Origin of the sequence: Cohnella sp. GCM10027633, assembly GCF_042675445.1 — a bacterium.
In the GTDB taxonomy this organism is placed as follows: Bacteria; Bacillota; Bacilli; order Paenibacillales; family Paenibacillaceae; genus Cohnella.
The window spans coordinates 874,693-894,248 of record NZ_JBHTGV010000002.1 but is presented as its reverse complement, the minus strand read 5'-3'; the positions used below and the strand labels follow the sequence as shown (position 1 = coordinate 894,248).

General features: G+C 58.6%; 15 protein-coding genes. 1 reads left to right on the top strand and 14 read right to left on the bottom strand.

Features of this window, described 5'->3' with window-relative positions; genetic code table 11:
- Positions 1-2: 2 nt before the first annotated feature.
- The 7 genes from ACFQZG_RS08245 to ACFQZG_RS08215 form a co-directional block, all read right to left on the bottom strand.
- Complete coding sequence (locus ACFQZG_RS08245; RefSeq protein WP_378151256.1) at positions 3-701, bottom strand: sugar transferase; 699 nt, start codon at positions 699-701, stop codon at positions 3-5.
- Positions 701-1,603, bottom strand: a complete 903-nt coding sequence (gene galU, locus ACFQZG_RS08240; RefSeq protein ID WP_378151254.1) for a UTP--glucose-1-phosphate uridylyltransferase GalU — start codon at positions 1,601-1,603, stop codon at positions 701-703. Before galU ends, ACFQZG_RS08245 begins: the two co-directional genes overlap by 1 nt.
- Positions 1,604-1,830: 227 nt before the next feature.
- On the bottom strand, positions 1,831-2,523 hold the full coding sequence (locus ACFQZG_RS08235; protein ID WP_378151252.1) for a CpsD/CapB family tyrosine-protein kinase: 693 nt from the start codon (positions 2,521-2,523) through the stop codon (positions 1,831-1,833).
- Complete coding sequence (locus tag ACFQZG_RS08230) at positions 2,504-3,256, bottom strand: YveK family protein (RefSeq protein WP_378151250.1); 753 nt, start codon at positions 3,254-3,256, stop codon at positions 2,504-2,506. The genes ACFQZG_RS08235 and ACFQZG_RS08230 overlap by 20 nt, the downstream gene beginning before the upstream one ends.
- 187 nt (positions 3,257-3,443) lie before the next feature.
- Positions 3,444-3,737 carry a hypothetical protein gene (locus ACFQZG_RS08225; RefSeq protein ID WP_378151249.1) on the bottom strand — a complete coding sequence of 98 codons (294 nt, stop codon included), beginning with the start codon at positions 3,735-3,737 and terminating at the stop codon, positions 3,444-3,446.
- 720 nt (positions 3,738-4,457) lie between these two features.
- A complete protein-coding gene (locus ACFQZG_RS08220; protein ID WP_378151247.1) occupies positions 4,458-5,243 on the bottom strand; it encodes a tyrosine-protein phosphatase in 786 nt (261 codons plus the stop codon).
- Between the two features lie 95 nt (positions 5,244-5,338).
- Positions 5,339-6,688, bottom strand: coding sequence for a glucose-6-phosphate isomerase (locus ACFQZG_RS08215; protein WP_378151245.1), 1,350 nt, complete (start codon positions 6,686-6,688; stop codon positions 5,339-5,341).
- Between the two features lie 226 nt (positions 6,689-6,914).
- Here ACFQZG_RS08215 and ACFQZG_RS08210 point away from each other — a divergent pair, with 226 nt between their 5' ends.
- The gene (locus tag ACFQZG_RS08210; RefSeq protein WP_378151243.1) at positions 6,915-8,204 is read left to right on the top strand and encodes an NAD(P)-binding domain-containing protein; all 1,290 of its coding nucleotides are present in this window, start codon (positions 6,915-6,917) and stop codon (positions 8,202-8,204) included.
- Positions 8,205-8,274: 70 nt separating this feature from the next.
- Here ACFQZG_RS08210 and ACFQZG_RS08205 read toward each other — a convergent pair whose 3' ends face one another.
- From ACFQZG_RS08205 to ACFQZG_RS08175, 7 genes are all read right to left on the bottom strand, one after another.
- The gene (locus ACFQZG_RS08205) at positions 8,275-9,843 is read right to left on the bottom strand and encodes an ABC transporter substrate-binding protein (protein WP_378151241.1); all 1,569 of its coding nucleotides are present in this window, start codon (positions 9,841-9,843) and stop codon (positions 8,275-8,277) included.
- Between the two features lie 58 nt (positions 9,844-9,901).
- Complete coding sequence (locus ACFQZG_RS08200; protein ID WP_378151240.1) at positions 9,902-10,864, bottom strand: carbohydrate ABC transporter permease; 963 nt, start codon at positions 10,862-10,864, stop codon at positions 9,902-9,904.
- A gap of 23 nt (positions 10,865-10,887) precedes the next feature.
- On the bottom strand, positions 10,888-11,835 hold the full coding sequence (locus ACFQZG_RS08195; RefSeq protein ID WP_378151238.1) for an ABC transporter permease: 948 nt from the start codon (positions 11,833-11,835) through the stop codon (positions 10,888-10,890).
- A 155-nt stretch (positions 11,836-11,990) separates the two neighbouring features.
- Positions 11,991-13,577, bottom strand: coding sequence for a response regulator transcription factor (locus tag ACFQZG_RS08190; protein ID WP_378151236.1), 1,587 nt, complete (start codon positions 13,575-13,577; stop codon positions 11,991-11,993).
- Positions 13,555-15,330 (bottom strand): sensor histidine kinase, encoded by a 1,776-nt coding sequence (locus ACFQZG_RS08185; RefSeq protein ID WP_378151234.1) that lies wholly within the window; start codon positions 15,328-15,330, stop codon positions 13,555-13,557. Before ACFQZG_RS08185 ends, ACFQZG_RS08190 begins: the two co-directional genes overlap by 23 nt.
- Positions 15,331-15,414: 84 nt before the next feature.
- Entirely contained in the window at positions 15,415-16,515 is a 1,101-nt protein-coding gene (locus ACFQZG_RS08180; RefSeq protein ID WP_378151232.1) for a peptidyl-prolyl cis-trans isomerase, read from the bottom strand.
- A 75-nt stretch (positions 16,516-16,590) separates the two neighbouring features.
- Positions 16,591-19,281, bottom strand: a complete 2,691-nt coding sequence (locus ACFQZG_RS08175; RefSeq protein WP_378151231.1) for a sugar-binding protein — start codon at positions 19,279-19,281, stop codon at positions 16,591-16,593.
- Positions 19,282-19,556 lie beyond the last annotated feature (275 nt).

Here is a 19,556-nt window from a genome sequence, read left to right as displayed (position 1 = left end):
GATTAGGATGCGCCTCTGGAGGTCAAGACGGTAACGACAGTACGCAGCATAATGCCGATATCGAACCAGATCGACTTCTTCCGGATATAGGAGAGGTCTAATTCCACCATCTCTTCGAAGCCGATATTATTCCTGCCGCTCACTTGCCAGAGCCCCGTGCATCCCGGCGTGACGGATAACCGCTGCTTGTCGTAGCTCGTGTACTGCGACACTTCCATCGGAGACGAAGGCCTCGGGCCGACCAGGGACATGTCGCCCTTCAATACGTTCAGGAATTGCGGCAGCTCGTCGATGCTGGTCTTGCGAATGAACTTCCCGATCCTCGTGATGCGGGGATCGTCCTTGATCTTGAACATGGCGCCGCTGATGAAGTTCCGATCCATGACGTCCTTGAGCTTGGCTTCGGCGTCTACGCACATCGAACGGAATTTATAGATGCGGAACGGCTTTTCGTCTTTGCCGATTCTCGTCTGGCTGAAAAAAACGGAGCCCTTCGGCTCCTCCCACTTAATCGCGATAGCAACGACGACGAACAGCGGACTGAGCGCAAGCAGGCCGAACAGCGAACCTACGATGTCTACCGAGCGCTTAAGCACCCCGTGCAGCGTTAGCCGCTTGCTTCCCGTTCTCTCCGATTCCGCGCGGACGTAATAGTCCGGGGCGTTCAACACGGCTTCATCCCGATATCGTGGAGTCATCATTAGTCACTCCTTCCGGATATAAGTTGTTTGGCTAACTCGCGCTCCATGATCTCCCCCAGTTCGGACATCAGCTGATGTCTCAGTTCGTTGTTTCGCAACGCGAAATCGATCGTCGTCATGATGAAACCGAGTTTCTCTCCGACGTCGTAACGGACGCCCTTGAAATCGTAAGCGTACACGCCGACCGCTTCGTTCAGCTTCTGGATCGCGTCGGTCAGTTGAATTTCCCCGCCCGCTCCCCGTTCATGACGACCTAAATATTCGAAAATATCCGGCGTCAGCACGTATCTGCCCATGATGGCCAGATTGGAAGGCGCGAACCCTTTCGGTGGCTTCTCGACGAACCGGTTCACCTCGTACAGGTTGCCGATCTGATCGCCGGGATCGACGATGCCGTAACGGTCCGTCTGATCGACGCACACCGTCTGAACGCCGATGACGGAGCGTCCCGTCCGCTCGTATTGATCGATCAGTTGCTTCGTGCAAGGAACGTCCGCCTCGACGATATCGTCCCCGAGGAGCACCGCGAACGGCTCGTCCCCGATGAAATTGCGCGCGCACCAGACGGCGTGGCCCAGGCCCTTCGCTTCTTTTTGCCGGATGTAATGAAGATTGACGTTCGACGATTTCCTGACCTTCTCCAGGATGTCGAGCTTCCCCTTGGCCTCCAAAATGTGTTCGAGCTCGAACGCGATATCGAAATGATCTTCGATCGCCCGTTTGCCTTTGCCGGTGACGACGATAATGTCTTCGACGCCGGATTCGATCGCTTCTTCCACGATGTACTGAATCGTCGGCTTGTCGAGAATGGGGAGCATTTCCTTGGGCATCGCTTTCGTCGCGGGCAAGAACCGGGTACCGAGTCCCGCCGCGGGGATGATCGCTTTTCTCACTTTTGGCATTTTGGTTTCACCCTATCTTTGCGTATTTTTTGTTTCTGAGTGTTTCGGTTTTACTTCCAATCAATATTACCTTAGGGCATCTAACCCTTCCTCTCGTCACGCCTTTGACGATTAACGTCTAAGGTCGATCGACCCACAGCATGACCGAGTGCCTCCGGTGATAGAGGTGCAGGAGACATTACCTAACCGTTCGATATGAGCTTGCCTAGCGTCTGCCTTGAGCGAGATTACGCTTCGCTCTTCTCGCCGTAATAGTAGTAATAGGAATCGGAGCGTTCGCGGTCGACGTTGTTGAGCACGACGCCGATGACCTTCGCTTTTACGTGGTCCAAGGAAGCCTTTGCTTTAGCCGCGATTTCTTTCTTCACCCTGCCCGAGTCGACGACGAGCACGACGCCGTCGCTTTGGGCGGCGACGATCTGAGCGTCGGTGACGAACAGGATCGGAGGCGTGTCGACGATAATGACGTCGTACGTCCTTTTGGCTGCTTCCAGCAACGCGGCCATCCGGTTCGACGACAGCAGTTCCGAAGGATTGGGCGGCGTCGGGCCGGCGGACATGAACCACAAGTTGTCGGTGTTCGTCATCTGAACGACGTCGCCAAGCTCCTTCTGTTGGAACAACGCGGTCGTGAGTCCGATCCGGTTGGATTTGCCGAACATGCGATGCTGCATCGGCTTGCGCATGTCCGCGTCGATCAGCAGCACCTTTTTGTTCGATTGGGCGAACGCGACGGCGATGTTGGCGCTCGTCGTGCTTTTTCCTTCGCTAGGCTTCGAGGAAGTCACCATAATGATCTGCATCGATTGGTCGATCGCCGAGAATTCGATATTCGTGCGGAGCATCCGATAGCTTTCGGAGATCGGGGACTTCGGGTTCGTCTCCGTAATGAGGCTCCAATTAGACGCCTGGCGAGACATGATTTTCCCTCCTTGCTTTGTTTCCGAGCTGCGGGTTGCCCTTGTCGATGGCATCGCGTTCCTTGAACCGCGGAATCGTCGTCAATACCGGCACCCCGAGCAGCGTCTGGATATCTTCCTCCGTCTTGATCGTGTCGTCCAAGTAATCGAGCAAGAACGCGATGCCGATGCCGAGCATGAGCGCCAGCATGAACGCGACGGCGATGTTCAGCTTCGGATTGGGAGCGACGGGACCGTGCGATTCTTGCGGATCGGCGAAATTCAGGATCGATACGTTGTCCACCTTCATCAGCGTCGGGATCATTTTCTGAAAGACGACCGCCACGGCGTTCGCGGCCTTGGCCGCTTTCCCGTAAGAATCGTCCCTGACGGACACGGACATGACCTGCGTCTCGTTCACCGAGCTCACGCTCACTTTCGAGATCAACTCTCCGTAGGACATGCCGAGCTCGGGGTATTCTTCCGCGACTTTCTTCATGATGCGAGGCGTTCTGATAATTTCTTTGTAGGTCTTGATGAGGCCGATCGTGGAGTTGATGGAGCCGACGTCGATGCTCGTCAGCAGCGAGCTGCTGTCTTTGTACTGGTTCACGATCAGCTTGGCCGATGCCGCGTATTGTGGCGTGACGAAGGAATACGAGTACATGCCCATCGCCAAACAGCTTGCGATAATGAGCAATACGATCATGAGCAGCCTTCTTCGGATGATGATCCAATAGTTTTTAAGCTCCAAAACATCATCTCCATTCTTCGTTATGACGTATTATTGTTACTTATTATTCGAAACGCGAACTTTTGAGCACAACTTAACTATTGAAAATAGACAAAGGGCATGAGGGGCAAATCTTAGTCGTTACGAATTAATTGAGGTAATACATATTCATTTCGCGACCTTTTCGATGAAAAAATAACAGACGGAGTTATTCCGTCCACGCCACGTTCATGAACGCATCGATGGTGCCGCCGTTCATGACGAACTCCATCATCTTTTCGGAATCAGCGCCGTGCCCGCTCCTTTTCAGCAGCGACGATACGAGCAACGAAAGATCCACCGGCTCGTTGCGGGGAAAATAACCGGAGTAGGCGAAGTACTCGGCAAGCGATCTCGCTTCCCCTTCGTCCTCCCGGCTTAACAACGACGGATCTTCCGACAGCTTTCTCAGGAATTTCTTGAAGCGAAGAATCTTCTTCTCGCAGCACGAATCGCGATTCATCTTTGCACGCCTCCTTTATCGAGCAACGCTTCGACAAAAATAAGCTTGTAACATCCGGAGTCGAATTACAACCTTCCTGAGGAAGTTTTAATACATGGAAGGATACGGTTTTGCATTCAGTATGACACAGTTAATTGGAAATCATGAGGGAATAAAGGCATGGACGACATTAGACATTCCTGCTCATTTTCATCGCTCGTTTCAATCGCCTTCGCGGCGTTTTCCGTCTCCTTCCCGTCCGCCATTCGCGTTGAAAGCGTTTCAATATCCGGGTTGGCCGATCGGACTTTAGACTTCCCCGCCCGCGAAGGCTCGACAGCCGGGGAAGCGAATAACGGCACAGGATTCTACTATTTTTTGCTAGTTGTAAACCGTAAAAAAGCCTCCCGTCCATCGGACGACGGGAAGCTTAAAACAAGGACTATAGGCCAGTGCTTCCGGGATGCATGACCATTCTCCCTTTCCGGGAGAGTCAAGGACGCCAACGCGCGATCGCTTCCTTCGAATTGTAAACGCTTCATTGAAGACGAAAGGAAGATTCATGACCTCTCGTTTTCCCCTAATCCGTTATACAAATTCATAATATTCCCATTTTAAATGCAGATCGTCCGTTTCTCCCTTTCCCATACTCCGCGAAGACGACGCGAAATCGAGTCGCCACTGCCGCGGGGACTAGTCCGCATCGGCCATTGGAATCAGGAGTCCCGCTCCCGAACCCCCTTATCGGCGGTTAAAATAAGACAAGAACCGGGACAGGGACGCCTTCGTGCGGGACGGGATCGGCGGTTGCTCCGCAAGAGCGCGATCATTCGCGATGTTAGACGCATTCCCCGCGTAATAATCCGACCAAGTCTCGCCCATTCGAAGGCGAATCGCCTCGTAAGCCTCTCTCAGCCGGAACCCTCTATGCTCAGGATGATGGGCATCCGACGATATCGCATGAACGAGACCCGCCTCGCACAACGACCAAGACGTTCTCTCGATGGACTTGCCGAAGCCTCCCAACAAGGAATGGGTCGTGACTTGGACGCTAGCGCCGGCATTCACGAGCCTCGACAGGCTATCCGGAGTCTTCGCCACTTCCGCGTTGCGTTCCGGGTGCGCGATGACGGCGGTTATGCCCAGTAAACCGAGTTCATAGATCCATTCTTCCATCCGAATCGGAATCCGCGAAGACGGCATCTCCAGCAAGACGTACCGGGAACCCGCCAGCGAGAGCAATTCCCCTCGTTGCCACGCGTCCAGCAAACCGTCGTGCACGCGAATTTCCTGGCCCGGCAATAGAAGTACGGGAATGCCTTCTTCCGCCAATCGTTCGTTCGCGATGCGCGTTAGCTCCTCGACCGCGGCGGCTTCGTTCGCATAACGCCCGTCGGCATGATGCGGCGTGGCGATCAACGTCGTAATGCCTTCCGCCGCGGCCGCGCGGACCAGCTTCAACGTCGTATCCCAACTATCCGAGCCGTCGTCGATACCGGGAAGAACGTGCGTATGGATGTCGATCATCGGTGCCCTCCTTCATGCCAAGCAAAAGGGTCAAGCCCCCTTATTCAGGCAGCTTGACCCTATTCTATCACACGGACGTCAACGTCCGACTGGGCTTACAGACGCGCTTCCAGCGCTTTCTTCTGCTCTTCGAAGCCCGGTTTGCCGAGCAGCGCGAACATGTTCTTCTTGTAAGCTTCGACGCCTTCTTGGTCGAACGGGTTAACGCCGAGCAGGTACCCGCTCACGCCGCACGCGATCTCGAAGAAGTACACCATGTAGCCGAACGTATACGGGGACATGTCCGGCAAGTTCACGATCAGGTTCGGCACTTGGCCGTCCGTATGCGCGAGCAGCGTGCCCTCGAACGCTTTCTTGTTGACGAAGTCGAGCGTCTTGCCGGCCAGGAAGTTCAGGCCGTCCAGATCGTCGTCGTTGCGCTCGATCGTAATGTGATCCGCGACTTGTCCGACTTGCAGCACCGTCTCGAAGATGATCCGATTGCCGTCTTGGATGAACTGGCCCATCGAGTGAAGGTCCGTGGAGAAGTCGACCGACGCCGGATAGATGCCCTTGTAGTCTTTGCCTTCGCTCTCGCCGTACAGCTGCTTCCACCATTCGGAGACGAAGTGGAGGTTCGGCTCGTAGTTGACGAGGATTTCGACCGCTTTGCCTTTCCGGTACAGCGAGTTGCGCACGGCCGCGTATTGGTAAGCGCCGTTCTCGCTCAGGTTCGGGTTGTTAAGCTCGGTCGCCGCGTCTTGCGCGCCCTTCATCATCGCTTCGATGTCGATGCCGGCGGACGCGATCGGCAGCAAGCCTACCGCGGTCAGCACGGAGTAGCGGCCGCCGACGTCGTCCGGAATGACGAACGACTCGTAGCCTTCCTCGGTCGCGAGCACTTTAAGCGCGCCGCGAGCCTTGTCGGTCGTCGCGTAGATGCGTTTGCGGGCTTCTTCTTTGCCGTATTGTTTCTCGAGCGCTTCGCGGAAAATCCGGAACGCGATCGCCGGCTCGGTCGTCGTGCCGGACTTGGAGATGACGTTGATGGACCAGTTCTTGCCTTCGAGCGCCTGCAGCAGGTGCGTCACGTACGTCGAGCTGATATTGTTGCCGGCGAAGAAAATTTGCGGCGTCTTCCGCTGATCCTTGGACAGCGTATTGTAGAAAGAGTGCTGGAGCATCTCGATCGCCGCGCGAGCTCCCAAGTAGGAGCCGCCGATGCCGATAACGACGAGCGCATCGGAATCGGATTGAATCTTGGCCGCGGACTTCTTGATGCGGGCGAATTCTTCTTTATCGTAGTCGAACGGCAGGTTGATCCAGCCGAGATAGTCCGAGCCCGCGCCCGTACCGTTATGTAATTGCTCGTGCGCCAACTTCACTGCCGGCGCCAGATTGTCGATCTCGTGCTGCGCTACGAACTGAAGTGCTTTCGAATAGTCGAACTTCACGCTTTTGCTCACGATATGCCTCTCCCTTTCGCGACCTCGATCGGTCTTAGAACATTAGATATAGAATACTTAAAAAAGGTTGAAGGCACAAGTCAATCCACAATAATTACGTCATAAATAATTATATTGTATGTCATAAACGTTTCTTATAACGGACAAGCCTCCGATAGGCATCGGCCGTCAAAGTCGGCTATAATGAATCCATACGCGAGATTCGACCTAACAAGGAGACGATCGGATGAAGACAATCGGATTTATCGGTCTTGGCGTCATGGGAGAGCCCATGGCCGCCAACTTATTGCGCAAGGGCTACTCGGTTACCGTCTATAATCGTTCCGCCGGCAAGGACGAGCAGCTCGTGAAGCTCGGCGCCGATGTCGCCGCGTCTCCGGCGGAAGCGGTCCGTTCCGCGGACGTCGTCATCACGATGGTCAGCAACGATGCCGCGATCCAAGAAATCTATTACGGCGCGGACGGCGTCGTCGAGGCGCTGAAGCCGGGCACGGTCGTCATCGACAGCAGCACGATCTCCCCGGACTTGTCCCGGAAGCTGGCCGCGAGCGTAAGCGCCAAGTTCAGCGACTTCATCGATTCGCCGGTCACGGGCAGCAAGCCCGCGGCGATCGACGGGACGCTGCTGTTCATGGCGGGCGGCGACCCGCAAGTCGTCGAAGCGAACCGCGAGCTGCTGCTGACGATGGGACGGGCCGTCGTCTACGTCGGCCCGAGCGGCAGCGGCTCGAACGCGAAGCTCGCGCACAACACGATCGTCGGCATTAACGCCGCCGGCCTCATCGAGGGTATGGCGATCGCGGCCAAAGCCGGCATCGACGCTTCCGCGTTCCTGAGCATCGTCCAGTCCGGCGGCGCGGCAAGCAAGCAAGCGGACTTGAAGGGCCGCAAAATCATCGACCGCGACTTCAGCGTCCAATTCTCGCTCGCCCTCATGCTGAAAGACTTGCGCCTCTCTTCCGTGCTGACGGACGGCATGGGCGTATCGACGCCGATGCTCGAAGCGGCGAAGAGCCTGTTCCAAGTCGGCAACGCGGCCGGCCTCGGCGACTACGATCTCGCCGCGCTGTCGCAAGTCTACGAGGGCTGGATCGGCAAGTTCATCGCCGACAATCCGGTCGAAGCGCCCGCGAACGCGGCCGACGCGAATACGGATTCGGACGGCGCAAGCGCCTCGGATCGCCGCAAGAAGACGCGCTTGCCGCTGAGCATCCCGGTCATGATGTCGATCTACCAGTGGCAGGATGCCGGCGGCTTCAGCGGCCAGTCGGTGGAAGGCACGCTGCTCGACGTCTCCGAGGACGGCGTGTCGATCGGCTCGACGTTCCCGCTCGAACAGGACATGTTCGTCGTCATCCACCTGCAAGGAGCGGCCGAACTGCCTCCGATGACGGGGAAGGTCATCCGGATCGAGCGCAAGAACGGCCAGTTCCAGTACGGATGCCTGCTCGCGGGCTTGCCGCTGTATCAGCGCATTCAGCTTCGCGAATACATCGCCGACAAGATCGGCGAATGACGATCAGCCCCGGAGACCGAATACGGTCTCGCGGGGCTGATTTTTTTATGTGCCTGCCTACGAACTCCTCTTATTTGGCCGCGCGCCACGCGTCCAGCTGCTTCTGCTTCTCGGCGATGACTTTCTCGCTTCCGGAAGCCCGCAGCTTATCGATGTACTTGGGCATGATCTCTTCCGGATCGAGCGTGCCGGTAACGAGTCCCGGGTCGTATTCCTTCGCCACGTTGGCGAGCGCCGCCGATTCGTTCTTGACCGCCTCGGGGTCGAAGTTGAAGCCGAGCACGAGCGAGCTCTCCGCGGAGTCGTTGAACGTCTTGAAGTTATCCCACTTCTTCGGATCCTCGTTCGCCCAGAGATAGTCGAGGAATTGGTTGCCGAACATATACGCCGAATTCAAGTTGTAACCCGAAGACTGAGCGGTTACGCCTTCCGGGAAGTCGATGACGTTGTCCTTGCCGGCTACCTTCGCGTAGTGCTTGCCTTCGATGCCGAACGCGAGCAGATTGACGAGCTCCTTGTCCGTATAGAGCAGGTTCAGGAACTGCATGACGCGTTCCGGATCCTTGGACGTACGCGAGATCGACATCATCGAGCCCGTCGTGTCGCCGGTCGCGATGATCGGCTTCGTCAGCGGCACCTGGACCCAATCGAAGCCCGTCGCCGTGCTGACCTCGGCATCCTTGCCCGGCTTCAGGTAATCGAACACCGAGAACGCTTTGCCTGCCTTCAGCGCGCCGCCCATATCCTGCGTCGTCGCCGCGTCTTTGTTGACGTAGCCTGCTAAGTACCATTTGCGCGCCAGATCGATCCATTTGCGGTATTGCGGGGATTGGACCATGCTCACGACCTTGTAATCGGACGTGCCGCGAACGATGCCGTCCTTGCCGCCGCCGACCGTGTCGAAGTCTCCTACGCTGGCCATGTTCGGCAAGTTGGAGCCTTTGTCGATGTAGAGCGGCGTAACGCCGGGCTCGGCCGCCTTGATCTTCTCGTAGATCGGCTCCAAATCCTCGAACGTCTTGATCGCGGCGATGTCGATGCCATGCTTCTCGACGAGGTCTTTGCGAAGCAGGATGCCCCTCTGGCTCGCCATCTCCTTGTTGACCGGCAGCGAATAGTTTCTTCCGTTGTACTTGGCGCCCTCGAGCAGCGCCGGATTAATGATCTGCTTCGCGTCCGGGGCGAACTGGTCGATCAGATCGGTCATATCGATAATCGCCTTCTGCTTGATCTTCGTCGTGAAGCCGTCCCATGCGACCGTCCAGATGAGGTCGAACGCTTCGGAAGACGCGAACTTCAGGTTCATCTTCTCCTGCCAGCTCGCCCACTCGATGACCGTCAGCTCGAACGACAAGTTGAGCTTATCCTTCAGATGCGCGCTGATCGCTTCGTTGACCAGCTTAATGTCCTGGGGAGCGCCCGCTCCCGGCACGAACATCGTAATCTTGTAAGGCGGAAGCTCCGGGGCCTTGGACGGCTCCGGCGAAGGCGAGCTCTCCCCGCTTGCCTCTCCGCTCGGAGACGTCGACGGCGATGCCCCGTCGTTGTTGTTGCCGTTGCTCGAACATCCGCTCAGCGCGACGATTGCCGCCAGCATGAGCATGCAAGCGAGAGATAATAATTTGCGCGACCCTGTCATTGGAATAATCCTCCCTTAATCGAATGAGAACGTCTATGCTATCCGGCTATAGCCGGTATTAGCCCTTGATTGCCCCGATCGTCAGCCCTTTGACGAAGTATTGCTGGAAGAACGGGTAGGCGAGCACGATCGGGCCCATGCCGACGATGCACATCGCCATCCGTACCGTCTCGTTCGGCTGGCTCGCGAGATCCGTCACCCCGGAGCTCGAACCGTTCTGCGCGTTCGCGAAGAGCACCTGGATGTTGACCATCGCCTTGTACATCAAGTATTGCAGGTTGATCAGCTTCTCGTCGTTGATGAACACCATGCTATTGAACCAGTTGTTCCAGTAACCCAGCGTATAGAACAGCCCGATCGTCGCCATGACGGGCATCGACAGCGGAAGCACGATCCGGAAGAAGATGCGCATTTCCCCCGCGCCGTCGATGCTGGCCGACTCGATCAAGGACGGGTGGATCGTCGTCTGGAAGAACGTTCTGACCATGATGACCGAGAAGCCGTTGAGCAGCAGTCCGGGCACGATCAAGGCGAGCAGCGTGTCCTTCACGTCGATGTAATTCGTATAGACCAAGTACCAAGGCACGAGACCTCCGTTGAAGATCATCGTGAAGAAAATATAGAAGGAGAAAAACGTCCGGAAGCTGAAGTCCCCGCGGGCTAGCGGATAAGCGAACAGCGCGGTCATCAAGAGTCCGACGGCGCTGCCGGCTATCGTGGCGACGATCGAGATGCCGTAGCTTCGCACGATTTGCCCCCGGTCCGACCAGAGATACGCGTACGCGTCCCAGCTCAGCTTCTCGGGAAACAGGCTGTAGCCGTGCAGCGCGACCGACCGTTCGTCGGAGAAGGATACAGCCAGCACGAGCAGGATCGGCAGCAGGCAGAGCAGGCCGTAGCCGATGAACACGGCGTTGATCGCGAAGTGCGCGGCCGGCTTCACGTCGTTCGGATGACGGTATTTGCGCTTGCCGGGCGGATGGACGACCGAGGGAGGCGCATCTGTCGATAAGGAAGTCATAGCTCGTTCACCTCTCTCGCGTCTTAGAAGAGCGCGTGCTCTTTGTTGATTTGACGAACGATCCAATTCGAAGCCAGCACCACGAGGAAGCCGACGAACGCCTGGTATAACCCGGCCGCGGAAGACATCCCGATGTTGCCCATGTGCAGCAGCGCCCGGTACACGTACGTGTCGATGACGTTCGTCGTCGAGTACAGCGCCCCCGCGTCGAGCGGCACTTGATAGAAGAGGCCGAAGTCCGCGTTCAGGATGTGGCCGACGGACAGCAGCGTCAGGATGATCATCATCGGCTTAAGCTGCGGAAGCGTGATATGGACGATCTGCTTCCATTTCGATGCGCCGTCGATCAGGGCCGCCTCGTAATATTCTCCGTCGATGGCGATGATCGCCGCGAGATAGATGATGCTGACGTAGCCGAGCGTCTTCCACAGGTGAACGATCGGCAGAATGTACGGCCACCATTCGGGTTCGCTGTACCACGCGATCTGCCTGAACCCCAGCGGCTCGAGCACCGTCTTGTTGATGAAGCCGTATTCTTGGCTCAGCATCGAGAAACCCAAGTAGCCGACGACGACGGCCGACAGGAAGTACGGCAGGAACATGACGCTCTGGTAGAACCGCGCCAGCAGCCGGACGCGAATCTCGTTCAGCAAGATGGCCGCCGATACGCCGAACAAGAGATTGGAGACGATGAATACCAGGTTGTACGCGATCGTGTTGCGGGTGATGATCCAGGCGTCTTCCGTCCGGAACAGGAACTCGAAGTTGGCGAATCCGGCCCAGGGACTGCCCAGAATGCCGTCCGCGTAGTTCATGTCCTTGAAGGCGACGATCGTGCCGAACATCGGCAAGTAGTTGTTGATCAGCAAGTACAGCGCTCCCGGAAGGAGCATGAGCAGCAGAAACTTTTCCTTCTTCACCCTGCTCGCGAAGGAGCGTTTCTTCTTTCGCTTCGGTTCGACTTTCCCCACCTCGTCTCTTTGCCTTGCCCTATGTCATTCATTGTAAGTTCGGCGAGGGTCCGCAACAATGAAGGGGATTGACAGTTTTAACGGTTTTGTCACCAGTCGGTAGCAAGCAGCAAGGCACCGAGCAACCTCGGTGCCTTGGCGGTCGATTCCATCGCTCACGATTTGTCAGACATGAGGGTTTGGTATCGTTTGCGATATTCGAGCGGGCTAAGCCCGGCGATCTTCTTGAACGTCTTGCTGAAGTGGGAGAAGTTCTCGTAGCCGAGCGAATCCCCGATCTCCAGCACGCTGGACCTCGATTCCGTCAGCATCACTTTCGCCCGGCGAATCTTCGCGTCGATAATATAATGAACGAGCGATTGGCCCGTTTCTTTCTTGAACAGGCGGGACAAGTACGTGGCGTTCAAATACACGTTCGCCGCGATCTCCTCCCTCGTCACGTCCTTCAGGCGGGACTGGATATATGTCTTGATCTGGTCGATCAGATGGCCGTTCGTCCCGTCGTCCAGCTCCAGATGACGCAAGCCCGGCAGCAGCGCGCGTTCCGCCCAAGCCTTCAACTGGGCGATCGTGCGCGGCGGCTCCTCGCCCGTTCGGCGGCCGCCCGTCCACGAACGGACCGACACCCCGTTCTTATGCGCGACATGATAGACGACGTGGAGCAGCGAATGATAGACCGCCTCGATCGCTTCGGCGTCCCCTTCCCGGCTGCGGAGCTCTTCCAGCAGCCCGTCCAGCCGCTGCCGAAGCGATTCGGTCTTGCCGGCTTCGAGCAGCGTCATCCAGCTGTCCCAATCGAGCGGCACGACGAACTGGCGGGCCGATTGCCGGACCGGTTCGCCTTCCTTCTCGGAGCGGACGATCCCCTCGCCCGAGACGTGCCTACGCTCCGCCTCGAGCAGCCCCCGGTACGCGTCCGCGATATCCGCGATCGGAACCGGCCTTCCGACGAAGCAGGACACGGTGCAATACAACCATTCGGCGCAAGCGGCCGCGAACGCCGCGCATCGCTTCTCCGTCTCCGCCTGGAAGTCCGCCGCCTCTTCGTCCGCCACGAACGACAGGACGACGCTCGCGCCGCTGGCGTCCTGCAACGCCCGGCCCGGGCGACCTTGCAGCAGCAGCTCCTCCGCCGCGTTGCGAACGGCGTATTCCATCAGTTCCTCTTCCTTGAACGTGAACTCCTTATGCCAATACTCGACGCTGACCAGCACGGCCGCCATCGACGAAGACGGCCCGGGCGCTTCTTCGCCGAGCGCCCGTCTCAGGTTCGCCTCGGAAGGCACCGTGCGCATCGCCAGCACGTCCTGCCAGAACCGTTCGGCGATTATCGCTTTCTGGCTGTCCCACAGAATCAGCTCCCGTTCCTGGCGCAGCTTGGCCCGCGCCCGCCGCACGACCTCGAGCAGCTGTTCGTGCTTGACCGGCTTCAGCAAGTAATCGAACCCGCCGAGCCTAAGCGCCTGCTGCGCGAACGAGAAGTTCGCGTGTCCGGTGAAGAACACCGTCACGGCGTTCGGCTTGTTCGCGTTAATCCACTCCTGCAGCTCCAAGCCGTTCATGCCCGGCATCTCGATGTCGCTCAGGACGATATCGACGGGGTGCTCCCTCAGGACGTCCATCGCTTCTTCCGCGTCGTAAGCCGCATGGACGCGTTCGATGCCGGCGCCCGCCCAGTCGATGCCTTTCAATATCGCTTTGACCGCGAACGGTTCGTCGTCAACCACAAGCAGCTGCGTCATCCGCGTCCCCTCCTTCCGATCGTTCGTTCGCGCGGTAAGCGAGGACGACTTCCGCTCCCGCGCCTTCCCTGTTGGCGAACGAGAGGCGGAACTGATCCCCGTATATCATCCGCATGCGACGATTGACGTTCCAGATGCCTAAGTTCTGCAACCCGTCGCCCTGCGCGTATTCTCCGTTCTGCAGCCTTGCCAATTGCTCCGTCGGGAAGCCTCTTCCGTTGTCCGACACGCGGATCTCCGTCCATTCCGGCTCGTCCGCCGAACGCCGGGCTTCGACGCGCACCTCGAAGCGCGCCCGCCCCCGCTTCATCCCGTGGATGACCGCATTCTCCACGAACGGTTGAACGGCCAGCGGCAAAATCGGAACGCCTTCCAGGTAGGCGGGAACGTTCAGCTCGTACGCGAGCCTGCCGTCGAACCTCAGCATTTGGATTTCCAGATAGTTGCGAATATGCGCCATCTCCTCCGCTAGCCGGATCGTGTCCTGATGCGCCCGCATGATGAATCGGAAATAATCGGCCAGATGCTCCGTCATTTTGCATACGAGCTCGTTCTCGTTCAGCTTCGACAAGCTATAGATGACATTCAATGAATTGAGGTAAAAATGAGGCTGGATTTGCGCTTGCAAATGCTTGAATTCGGCTTGCTGGTTTTTGAGCGATTCTTCGTACACGTCGATCTTCAGATGGCGGATTTCCGCGATCATGCGGTTGAACGTATTCGTCAGAAATTCGAACTCCCGGCTCGCGCCCTTCGCGGATACCTCGAAGTCGACTTCGCCGCGTATGATCCGCCGCATGCCGACGACGAGACCGTTCATCGGCCGGTGCAGCACGCGCTTCAGGAACAGGAAGTAGGCCGCGACGACGAGAAGGCCCGCCGCCGGTATTAAATAGCCCGCCATCTGGATATAGGGCAGCTTCTGGAGCAGCTCCCGTTCCGGGAATATCGCCGCGAGCCGGAAGGCGGGGTCCGAGAACGGATATTCGATCAGGAGATGGCGGGTATCGCCGATATGGAACGTAACCGGCTCGCTGCCTTCCCGGGCGTTCCCTAGCGCCGTCCGAAGCACGTCCGAGCGCGCCGTCGTCACCGGATCCCGGCTCAGGATCTTCTCGTTTCCGAACGTGAGGAAGGCGCTTCCGTTCTCCCCGAACCGGACGTCGGCCAGCGGCGCGAGCAGATCCTGAGCGTTGACGTACGCGCCGACGACAACGTCCGCGTTGAAGGAGAACGCCATCAGCAAATACGATTCGCCGGCCCGATCGACCGAATGCCACCTGCCCCCGTCCTCCGGACGGAAGTCTTGGAACTTCTCGCGCCAGATCCCGGTCGCCGCTTCCGTCGCCCGGTAGTTGCGGGACGTCACGTTCATCTGGTCCTCGCGCTTCGAATACGTGAAGAACGTCTCGACGTTGCGGTAGATCGTCATGTTGTCGCGGAACGACTTGTCGAGCCGCTGCATCGCGAAGAAGTAGTCGCTCGAGGAGGACGGCGCGTTCGCCAGCGTGAACAGGTCCGGACTCGTCAGGTCCGACGAGATCAAGCGAAGCAAGTAGTCCCTGGACTCCTGCAGCGCCTTCTCCATCTGCTTGCCTTGCGACAGCAGCAAGTAGTAGTTGGATTCCGACACCTCTTCGCGAACGACCTTGATGCCGTAGAAGTTGTTGTACAGCAACAGGCCGATCGGAACCGTCGTGACCGCGATGAATCCGACGAGCACTTTGAACGTGAGGCTGAAACGGCGATTCATGACTCGGCTCACCCGCTTTGCTTCGACTGGAAATGGTTCCTAGATTATATCATTCCAAGCAAGCGCCCGTAACCGCTTTCCGAACTAGGTCCCGTCGACCCGATCGAACGCCTCGCGCTCGATCTCGACGTTCGCTTCGCCGGCCAGCCGGTCGAGGTATTCCTCGTATTGAAGCCTGCCCCACTCGCCGCGGATTCCGTCCTTCACGTCCTCGAGCGGATACGAGCCCCGCGGCTCGACGCCGATGCAGACGAGAATGCGGTAAGCGCCGTTCTCCTCGAACGGTTCGCCGACGTCGCCCTTCTCCATCTTCAAGCCGAGCGCTGCCAGTTGCCGCCAACGCATGCCTTCGTCCCGGAGGAACGCCTCGTCCAGCTTCGTCGTTTCGACGGCGAACGCTTCTCCGGACGGAGACGTCAGCCGTTCGCGCGCCGCATCCCGACTTTCGCCTGCTTCCAACGCCTCGTGGACGCCGGCGGCCCAGGCCTCCGCCTGCTCGCGCGTTGCCCCGTTCTCCCCGTATGGAAAGACGAGCTGCCGTAATTCGACGATCGGCGTACGACGGAACAGCGTTGTCTTATGCTCCTCGTAATAAGCGGCGATCCGTTCCTCGGTCGCGTCCGCGGCCGGATACAGCTTCTGTTGCAGCTCGTCGGCCAGCTCGCCCTGCTTCGCGTCGTAGTAGGCCGCTTCGTCGTACCGCTCGGGTCCGAAGATGACCTCGCCTCTCCGTACGGCCTCCCTCCGACGCTCGTTCTCCGTCTCCCATTCCGTCAGGAACGCCTCGTAGGACGAGTCGGCCAACAGGCCTTCCCGTACCGCGAGCTGCCGTTGCGCCTTCGCGCGCACGAGCTCCGCCAAGGCGACGCGGTGCAGCCGTTCGAGCGGCGTCTCCTCTCCGATCTTCGTTCGCCAGAATTCGTCCTGTCCCGTTCCGGGGGACTGCGCCTGAAGCTCCGCGTACACCGTCGCCCGATGCCTGAGCACCGCTTGGCGCCATTCCCGCGCCGAGACGGGTTCGCCGTTGACGCGCAGGGCGACGGCGTCCGCGTCCGTCGGGTCGCGCCCTTCCGCGTAAGCGGACAGCGCCGCGAGCGCGGCCGCGACGAGCAGGACGGCGACGATCGCGACGACGTGCGCCCGATATCGTCGGCTAATCTTCGATTTCGTTCTCGCTATTGCCATCTCGCGATTCCTCCTCCTAAGCGACAAAGAGAAGCAGACAGGCGGAGCTAGACTCCGCCTGCCGGCTTCGATCCGTCAGGGTTTCAATACGGCTTCCCCGTAGTTGGCCGTGCTTGCGTAGTTCGTATCGGTGCCGGTCCATACCGACTGCCTGTCGCGTTGTCCGCCGTTATCGTCGTCGTTGTTCGCGACGTCGATGCCGATGACGAGGTTCGCCGCGGCCGAGATGCCCAGATTCGCCGACCACGGAATGGCGATCTCGCCCTGGAATCCGCCGGCAATCGGCGTCACTTGGTGCAGGACGCCCGTCGTCCGGTTGTTGCGCTCGTACAGCGACGTATCGTTGTACCCGATCGTGAACTGGCGGTCGAACATATCGTAAGAGGAGCCTTTGTTGTAGTCGGCGTCGATGTAGACGTCGACCGAGTCGTCCTCCCAGATATTCGCGGAGTCGTTGAAGAGCGAAGCGTCCAATACTTTGAAGCCGACGTACAAGTACGTGCTATCCCACTTGACGTCGAACGTCGTCGTGTTGTTCGGCGTGCCGCTCAGCGCTTCGGCGACCGGAACCGTGACGTCCCACGCCGCTTCGCTCAGGTTGCCGTCTACCGTAATGCCGGTCGCGGCTTCGGCATCCAGCGCGAGGCCGTTCAACGTCAGCTCGCCGAACGCGGACGTATTCGTCCAGTTGTTGGCCGTGCCCGCCCACATCGACTGGCTCTCGCGGTACAGGCCGTCGTCGTCGTCGTTGCTGTTGACGTCGAAGCCGATCTTCATGCCCGGCGTAGGCGTCACGCCGAGATTGCTCCACGGCACGACGAGCTCCGCCGTCAGCGTCGTTCCCGACGCGCTCACGCCGTGCGTGACGCCGGTCTTGCGGTTGTTGCGCTCGTACAGCGTCGTATCGTTGTAACGGATCGTGTATTGGCGGTCGTACGTATCGTAGCTCGCGCCCTTATTGTTGTTCGCGTCGATGTAGATATCGAACGAATCGTCGTCGGATGGGGCTACCGAGTCGTTGAACATCGCGCGGTCCTTCTGCTCCAGGGCGACGTACAGGTTCGTGTCGTCCCACGCGACGCGATAGCCGAACTCGTTATCCGGCACGCCCAGCGTCGCCTTGGTTGCGAGCTTCTTCGCCGAGGAAGTCCAGACGCCCTCGCTCAGGACGCCGTCCGCCGTAACCGTTCCCGACGTCTTCGCGGCCGAGAAACGCGGTACCGATGCCGTCGTCGCCGTATATTCGTGCGCGCCGATGTCGGGAGCGCCGTTGTACAGCGTCGTGCCCCAGAAGTCTTTGCCTCCGTTGCCCGCGATGGTCGTGCCCGCGTTGATAGCCGGAGAAGTCGACTTCAGCTTATAACCGTTCACCGTCGACCTGCCGTCTTGGCCCGCTCCGCCTTGCACGAACTGCGGATCCGCCGACACCGCGGCCGTATCCGCCGCCGCTGCCGTATGGCCGTAGTAGAGGTTGTTGCTGAACGTCGGGTTCGCCAAGTAATTGACGGGAACGTTCACGTGGAAAATATTGTTCTTATAAACGGAACTCGCGTAGTTCCGAATCCGGTGGCCTTGCCCGTTGTTGCTATAGATCGTGTTGTTGTAAATTTCCGCCGGGCTGAACCACGTGAACGTCGTGTCGTTCCAATGGTAGTGGTCGTCGTTCTGGCTGATATTGTACCGGTAGATCGTGTTCGCGTGCGAATTGTACATCGTCATGATGATGCCGCCCGCGTTGCTGTGAGTGTAGTTATATTGGAAAATATGCGTGCCCCACGTATGGATATCGACGTCGAAGGCGGCGGAATCGCTCGAGCCCTGGCTCTGGAACCGCGTGCGGCCGACTTCGTTGTACTGGAACGTGGCGTTGTTCGTCGCCCAACTCCACATGCTCGCGATCCACTTGTAATTGTTGCCGTTGACGCCGGCGTCGAGGCCCGTGTTGTATTCGATGAGCGGCGCGTCGCAATAGCCTGCGATAATCGAGTCCGCGCCCGTTCTAGCTACGTAGTTGTTGCGGATGACGACGTTCTTGTTCCAGTTGGAGAACGTGGCGTAGTCCATCCACTGCGTATTCGTGCCGTTCATATAGATGCCGATCGTCGACGTGTCGTGAATGAGGTTGTTCTCGAGGCGGAGATCGTTGAAGTTCGCTACGGGCGTTCCCGCCGCTCCGTCCGACGTAATGACGAGAATGCCGGCGTTGGAATACATGTTCGTATCCCGGTCCGAGCTGCCCTTGATATGGTGAATGTTGTTGTTGAGAATGTAGATGCCGTCGAGGGTGTTGACGCCTTGACCCTCGATATAGACGCCGCTGCGCACCGCTTCGGTCGGGCCGTCGTTAATGATCTCGAAGTCTCTCAGCGTGATGTATTCGACGTTGTACAGATGGACCGCGCGCATGCCGCCGTTGCCGTTGATGATCGGACTCGGCCCGTCGCCGTAACGGCCGAACGTGATCCGGTCGGTCGCGGTGCCAGAGCCCTTCGGCTTCAGCGCGCCCGTCCATATGCCCCCGGTCTTGAACAGAATCGAGTCTCCCGGAGCGAACGTAACCGCGTTCACCTTGGCGAGCGTCTGCCATGGCGCGCCCGTGCTCGTGCCGCTGTTGGCGTCGTTGCCTGCCGCGGAGTCGACGTAATACGTCGTGCCCGCCGCGGCCGCGGGAGCCGGCGCCGCGACGGCGGCGAATAAGCCGACGATCAGGGCGGCGACGACCGCAAGGGCCGTGCCTCGGATGGATGCCATCGAGCGAAGTATCATAATTTGCCTCCTTTGGGATGTGAAGATCGCTTGCTTCGTGCGTATGCGCGTTCTTCTGGCTGCAACGGCGGCCGCTTCGCCGGACCGCCCATGCCGCTCCCCCTCCTTCCCTCCTTCGCGGGACCGCGGGCGGACTTGCTTGCATCCGCCGTTCGTCCTCGTTCGCCCTAACTGTATAACAGCCCTTCCGGAAGCCGCTACGTGGCGAATTGATACTTTTAACGGTTTTGTTGCCGATTGCGCGCGGGACGTCGCCGGAGGCAACAAAAAGAAGA